Raw genomic sequence first — 6,944 nt, 5'->3', positions numbered from 1 at the left:
CGCCAACAGCTCCGCTGGGCGCGCAGCACCTACCGCGACACCCTGCTCGGTTTGCACCTGCTGCCCGGCCTCGACCGCTACCTCACGCTGGACGTGGTTGGACAGAACCTCGGCCCGCTGCTGCTCGCCATCTCATCGATTGCCGCGCTCGCTCAGCTCGCGCTCACGGGCTCCGTGCCCTGGTGGACCGGTCTGACCATCGTCGCGATGACCATGATTCGATGCAGCGTGGCAGCCCTGCGCGCCGGCGAGCTTCGATTTCTCGGCTTCTCGCTGCACACCCCGATCAACATCTTCCTCCTGCTCCCGATGAAAGCCTATGCGCTCTGTACCTTGAGCAACAGCGATTGGCTCTCGCGCAAAATAGCGAAATCACCAGACGTTGATGAATCGAAGGCCTCGACCGAAGACGCGACAACTGGACCAAGCCTTAACCCCGGATTGGAAATGCCTGGCGCAACTCGCAGGGCAGGTCTTTCGCGCGCTCCATCACAGCTGATCGCGCCGGATGGCATTGCGGCCGAGACTGAGTGAGCAGCTTGTAGGAGATTAGGTCGTGAACGTGCATCAGACATATCAATCGTTGGAACGGGAGCTGTCTAATGAGGATCCGTGGCGGCTCGACGATAATCCGTTCGAACGTGAGCGTCACACCCAATTGCTGCGGCTGTCGCTGTCGAACAGCGCCGTCTCAAATGGCCTCGAAATCGGGTGCGCGGCCGGTGCGTTTACAGAGAAGCTTGCTCCTCACTGCAAACGGCTCACGGTCATCGATGTTATGCCGCGAGCGATCGGTCGAGCGGTCCAGCGGACCAAGAGGTGGTCGCATATCAGCTGGGCGGCGACTGACATTCTGCAGTTCTCGGCCGCAGAGCGGTTCGATCTGATCGTGGTCGCCGAAGTTCTCTATTATCTCGAAGACATGACACAAATGCGTACTGCAGTCGACAACATGGTCAAGATGCTTGCTCCGGGTGGGCATCTGGTCTTCGGATCTGCACGTGATGCGACCTGCAAGCGGTGGGGGCATGTCGCTGGCGCCGAGACGGTCATCACGATCTTGACTGAAGCGCTCATTGAGGTCGAACGCGTGCAGTGCCAGGGGCAGTCGGCTGACGAAGACTGCCTTTTGGTCCGCTTTCGGAATCCGGAGCCATCTTCGATCCCACCCAACGGCCGAGGCTGAGAGGAGCCACTATGCGTATCTGCGGTATCAAGTTGACGCATGACGGGGCCGTCGCTCTGATTGAGGACGGGCGAGTGGTGTTCTGCGTCGAGCAGGAGAAGCTGAACAATAATCCGCGTTATCAAACCATCGAAAACCTGGATTCCGTTGTTAGCGCCTTGGCGGAGCACGGGCTCGATCCGAGCGATGTCGATCAGTTCGTCATTGATGGTTGGGATGGCGAGTTCGAATCCCAGTTTGAAGTTCTTAGTGGGACGACGACCGTCAAGCTCAAGGGCGCGCCGTATATCGAACGCCAAGGCGATAGCCCCCTCGCGTCCCGCGATCGCATCGGCCTTATGCTTGATGGGAAACTATATCCCTATCAAAGCTATCCGCATGTCACCGGGCACGTAGCATCCGCATACTGCACCAGCTCGTTTGCCAAATCCGCACAATCTGCTTTCTGCTTGGTGTGGGACGGCTGCATGTTTCCGCGCCTCTACTATGTCGAGCCGCACGGCATCCGGTTCATCGAGTGCCTGTTTCCGATGATAGGCCACGCCTATGCGACGGCAGGACATCACTTTGGACCTTACAGGCGGGCAGACCGGACCAGCTGGGATCTCGGCATCGCCGGCAAGCTGATGGCCTATATCGCACTGGGAGCTCCCGACGAGGAGATTATTGCGACGTTTCAGGAGCTTTATCAGGCGCACTTTGCCACGGATGCTGAGGGCGCTTGTCATGAGCTTGCACAGATCAACAGCTCACTATCACCACTTGAAGCTCTGCACGACTTCTTCGATGCGTGCGCACTGCGATTGAAGGGCAAGCAGGCCGAAGACATCCTTGCGTCATTTCACGTCTTTCTAGAGCGCCTGCTGGTTCGCACAATTGCTGATGTTGTGCAGCGACATTCGGATCTTGCGGGGGTGCGTAACCTCTGCATAGCCGGCGGCTGTGGCTTGAATATCAAGTGGAACAGTGCATTTCGTGCGACCGGCCTGTTCGATGACGTGTGGGTGCCGCCCTTTCCGAACGACAGCGGCTCAGCGATCGGTGCTGCTTGCTCTGCACTGGCGGCACAGCAAGGCTTTAGAGCTCTGGAATGGACGGTCTACAGTGGACCGGCCGTTCGTCCCAGCGAAGTCCCGCCCGGATGGGACGGCGCGCCCTGCACTATGGGCGAACTTGCGGCAATACTCGCGAGTGACAAGCCCGTGATCTTCCTTGCCGGGCGTGCCGAGCTCGGACCACGTGCGTTGGGTGGCAGAAGCATTCTCGCGGCTGCGAGCTGGGAGGGAATGAAAGATCATCTCAACGACGTCAAGCTTCGTGAGCATTTCAGGCCGGTAGCGCCGATATGCCTGGAGGATCGTGCGGCGGAGATTTTTAGCCCCGGAATACCCGATCCGTACATGCTGTTCGATCACCAGACGCGACCGGAATGGCGGGACAAAATTCCCGCCGTCGTGCATCTCGATGGATCTGCTCGCCTACAGACGGTTTCCAGAACATCTCAGCATGAAGTGGTCGAGCTTCTCATCGCGTACGAGAAGCTCACAGCCATTCCGCTGCTTTGCAATACCAGCGCCAATCTGCATGGACGCGGCTTTTTCCCGGATGCTGCCGCCGCGTGCCAGTGGGGACGCGTCGATCACGTGTGGTGTGACGGCCTGCTTTGGACGAAAAAGCACGCGACCAAGGACGCGGTGCGAACAACGTCCGTCGCGATCGCGTAAGCAAATGTCAAGCCCGGCAATCGACCTTTTCGAGGTGAGCAAGTCCTACAAGGACCGGACGGTCGTGGACGCTCTTTCGTTTACGGTCTCGCCAGGAGAGTGCTTCGGTCTGCTGGGACCAAACGGCGCGGGTAAAAGCACGCTTGCGCGATTGATCCTCGGTGTTGCATCGCCCGACGCAGGTAAGATCTACGTGCTTGGCGAGCCGGTGCCGGCACGTGCGCCGTTGGCGCGCCGGGGCATCGGGGTTGTCCCACAGTTCGATAACCTCGATCTTCAGCTCACCGTGCGCGAAAACTTGCTCGTATTCGGTCGCTACTTCGGCATGAGCGCGACCGAGGTCAAAGCGGTGACGCCGTCACTGCTCGAATTCGCTCGCTTGGAGAACAAGGCGGACGCGCGCGTCGCCGAACTGTCCGGCGGCATGAAGCGGCGACTGACGCTGGCACGTGCCCTCATTAACGACCCGCAGCTCTTGGTGCTTGACGAGCCGACGACTGGCCTCGATCCGCACGGCCGGCACCTCATCTGGGAACGCTTGCGCTGGCTATTAGCGCGCGGCAAAACGATTCTTCTCACCACCCATTTCATGGAAGAGGCGGAGCGATTGTGCGACCGCCTGTGCGTGCTTGAGCACGGCCGCAAGATCGCCGAAGGGCAGCCTCATGCTCTGATCGAGCAGCAGATCGGGTGTCAGGTGATCGAGATTTACGGTGGTAACCCGCATGAGTTGCTGCCGCTGGTCAGAACCCAAGTGCAGCACGCTGAGGTGAGCGGGGAGACGCTGTTTTGCTATGCCGCGGATCCCGAGCAGGTGCGTCGCCGGCTTGCCAACCGTCCGGATCTCCGTCTTATGCAGCGACCTCCAAATCTGGAGGATGTCTTCTTGCGGCTAACCGGGCGAGAGATGAAGGACTGAACGATGTGGCAACGTTTTGCGCCCGCGCTCCCTGCTAATCCATGGAACTGGATCGCGGTATGGCGCCGCAACTTTCTGGTCTGGCGGAAAGTCGCTCTGGCATCGATTCTTGGGAATCTGGCCGAGCCGATGAGCTCTCTGTTCGGTCTTGGCTTTGGCCTCGGAATGATCGTAGGTGGCGTTGAGGGAACTTCATACATTGCGTTTCTGGCGGCTGGCATGGTCGCCACAAGCGCAATGGTCTCCTCAACCTTTGAAACCATCTATGGGGCTTACGCTCGCATGCAGACAGGTTGCACGTGGGAGGCGGTGCTCTGTACGCCTCTCACGCTCGGCGACATTGTTCTAGGTGAAGTGGCATGGGCAGCAAGCAAGGCCTTGCTCGCCGGGACCGCGATCACGATTGTTGCCGTCGCGCTGGGGTATGCAGAGTGGTCGTCCATTCCCTATGCGTTACCAGCCATCGCCCTCACTGGCGTTGCTTTCGCGAGCCTCGCAATGGTCGTTTCCGCTCTTGCACCGAGCCACGACTATTTCATCTTCTACCAATCCCTTATCCTCACGCCCATGATGTATTTGAGCGGGGCGATCTTCCCAATCAGCCAGCTGCCAGGTTCATTTCAACGCATCGCGGCCTTGTTGCCCCTGACACATTCGGTCGATCTCATTCGTCCAGCAATGCTCGGTCGGCCGGTCGACAGCGTCGGTTTGCATGTGGGCACACTGTGCATCTACGCAGCCATTCCCTTCATCGTCTCGGCCGCGCTGCTTCGGCAACGCCTGATGCGGTGAGAGGAACAAGACCTAAAGCGAAGCGTCGCGCGTGCGAGATCAGACACGGACGTAACGAACTTTCGGTTCGCGGCCGACGCTTATACGAGCCTCGTTTCGTTGGCGATGCCTGCGGCCCCGCGGCGACGTGCAGCCTACTCGCCAAGCAAGCGATATGAAATAGGCCAACAGGCCTCTCAAAATGAACGGAGAACAAGATGCTGTGTCTAGGATTGAGTGGCGGGCGTGACAGGGTCTATGAAAACCCGCTGCAACTACCGAACACGTTTCTGCACGACGGCGCCGCGGTGCTCGTCAAGGACGGTCGCGTGATCGCCGCCGTTGAAGAGGAGCGCCTCAACCGCATCAAACATTCGAACAAGCTCCCGAGCAGTGCGATTGAATACTGTCTAGCAGCCGCGGGTGTGGAGCTTCGCGACGTCGATCGTATTGCGTTCTACGCGACTGAAGCCTACTGCAATTCGATGCTCGAACGGTTGTTCATCTCACAACCTGAGATCTCAATTCCGCTGGATGCGAATCTCCTGTTGCGGCACCTTCTCGCGGCAGAGTTCGGCACCCAAGTTGACCCTTCGCGGGTGTCATTCATAGGCCATCACCAGGCCCATGCCGTAAGCGCTTTGGCAATGTCCGGTTTTGAAGAAAGCCTGGTTCTCGCGATCGACGGCTGTGGCGACTTCCTCTCGGGTCTGTTGGCGGTGGGGTCGGGCACCGAAATGACCGAGCTCATGACGTTTCCAGAGACCAACTCTCTCGGACTGTTCTATCTGGAAACGATCCGATACCTCGGCTACGGCCTGTTCGACGAATATAAGGTCATGGGATTGGCTCCTTATGGAGATCCCGCTCGCTATCGCGAGCTTTTCTCCCAATTTTATGAGCTCTCCCCCAACGGTGCCTACCGCGTTCACCTCGACCGTGTCGGCCCGGCATTGCTGCGCAATATCGAGGTCCGGCGAAAGGGAATGCCGTTCACGCAACAACACCGAGATGTGAGCGCTTCATTGCAGGAGGCGCTGGAGCGGATCGTCTTTCACATTCTTCGGCATTATCGTGAGCAGACCGGAATGAAACGGTTGTGCCTGGCTGGCGGGGTAGCCCACAACTGCACGCTAAACGGAAAACTGCTGTACTCAGGGCTATTCGAAGAGATTTTTGTGCAGCCGGCCTCGCATGATGCCGGATGCGCATTGGGTGCGGCGCTGATGGTGTCGAAGGAGGCCGGGCAGGCTCCGCCCCGCGAACGACTACAGGCGGTTTATTGGGGGCCCGATGTCGGCAGCGACGACAGCATTGAACAGGAACTGAAGGGATGGGCCGGACACCTCGAGATTGAACGGACCGCTGACGTCGCAGCCAGAGCAGCCGAGTGGATCGCTGATGGCGCTGTGATCGGGTGGGTACAGGGCCGGTCCGAGTTCGGCCCTCGGGCGCTCGGCAACCGCAGCATTCTTGCGGACCCGAGGCCCGCGGCAAACAAGGACCGGATCAATGCGATGGTCAAGAAGCGCGAGAGTTATCGACCGTTCGCGCCATCGGTTCTCGAGGAGGATGCGGGCGCGTTCTTTGAGTTGCCGGATGGTCGCGCAGAATATCCCTTCATGAATTTCGTCGTGCGCGTGCGCGAATCCATGCGTGCATTGCTGGGCGCGATCACGCATATCGATGGTACGGCTCGACTGCAAACGGTGTCCCGCACGAGCAATGCCGCCTATTGGGAACTTATCAATGCGTTCAAAGCTCGAACGGGCGTCCCGATTCTGCTTAATACGTCGTTCAACAACAATGCCGAACCGATCGTAGATTCCGTTGCCGATGCGATTACGGCGTTTTTGTCGACCGAGCTGGATGGCCTTGTGGTCGGGTCATTCCTCATCAAAAAGCGGGCAACAACGCTCGAAAATTGGACCGCACTCGCTGTATCACTGCCGCCCCATGTATCTCTTTACCGGGTTCGCGCTCATGCGGGCCGAGACCGCCAGGAGACAATCTGCGAGATCCGCATGGGTCACTCCAGCCATGACAGCGTACGCGTCTCGCATGACCTGTTCGACATGCTGATGCAAATCGAGAAGGAAGCTGTTCTGGCCGATCTTCTCGCCAGGGTCACCTCTGACAGGACTAGGCGCGAAGCTCTCCTGAACGAACTGCGCGGGCTGTGGGATCAGCGTCGTATTCGGCTGCATCCGTCACAGACTGGGCCGTCGTAAAAGGTGCGTAATGTGACACCTCTAGCATGACCTGCCAATCGCAGTGCCGTGCAGGATGAGTTTGCGGGTTGGGTGACTTGCGTCCAGGTGACCAGCGCCCGGCGTAGATCGGC

Annotated in this window: 5 protein-coding genes and 1 pseudogene; all 6 read left to right on the top strand. The window is 59.0% G+C overall.

From position 1 onward, the window contains the following. A pseudogene (locus tag AC0L3J_RS36095) lies at nt 1–534 on the top strand (chitooligosaccharide synthase NodC); the annotation flags it as partial. A 22-nt stretch (nt 535–556) separates the two neighbouring features. Beyond that, entirely contained in the window at nt 557–1,186 is a 630-nt protein-coding gene (nodS, locus tag AC0L3J_RS36090; RefSeq protein ID WP_204513566.1) for a nodulation methyltransferase NodS, read from the top strand. An 11-nt stretch (nt 1,187–1,197) separates the two neighbouring features. After that, entirely contained in the window at nt 1,198–2,910 is a 1,713-nt protein-coding gene (gene nodU / locus AC0L3J_RS36085; protein ID WP_473350259.1) for a nodulation protein NodU, read from the top strand. Nucleotides 2,911–2,914: 4 nt separating this feature from the next. Further along, nucleotides 2,915–3,829 (top strand): nodulation factor ABC transporter ATP-binding protein NodI, encoded by a 915-nt coding sequence (gene nodI / locus AC0L3J_RS36080; protein ID WP_473350258.1) that lies wholly within the window; start codon nt 2,915–2,917, stop codon nt 3,827–3,829. 3 nt (nt 3,830–3,832) lie between these two features. Continuing rightward, the gene (locus tag AC0L3J_RS36075) at nt 3,833–4,621 is read left to right on the top strand and encodes an ABC transporter permease (RefSeq protein ID WP_231189075.1); all 789 of its coding nucleotides are present in this window, start codon (nt 3,833–3,835) and stop codon (nt 4,619–4,621) included. Nucleotides 4,622–4,818: 197 nt separating this feature from the next. After that, on the top strand, nt 4,819–6,831 hold the full coding sequence (locus AC0L3J_RS36070) for a carbamoyltransferase family protein (protein ID WP_473350257.1): 2,013 nt from the start codon (nt 4,819–4,821) through the stop codon (nt 6,829–6,831). The last annotated feature ends 113 nt before the right edge of the window (nt 6,832–6,944 follow it).

The sequence above is a fragment of the Bradyrhizobium sp. Kon37 genome (assembly GCF_055807535.1).
This window is presented reverse-complemented; position numbering and strand designations above follow the sequence as displayed.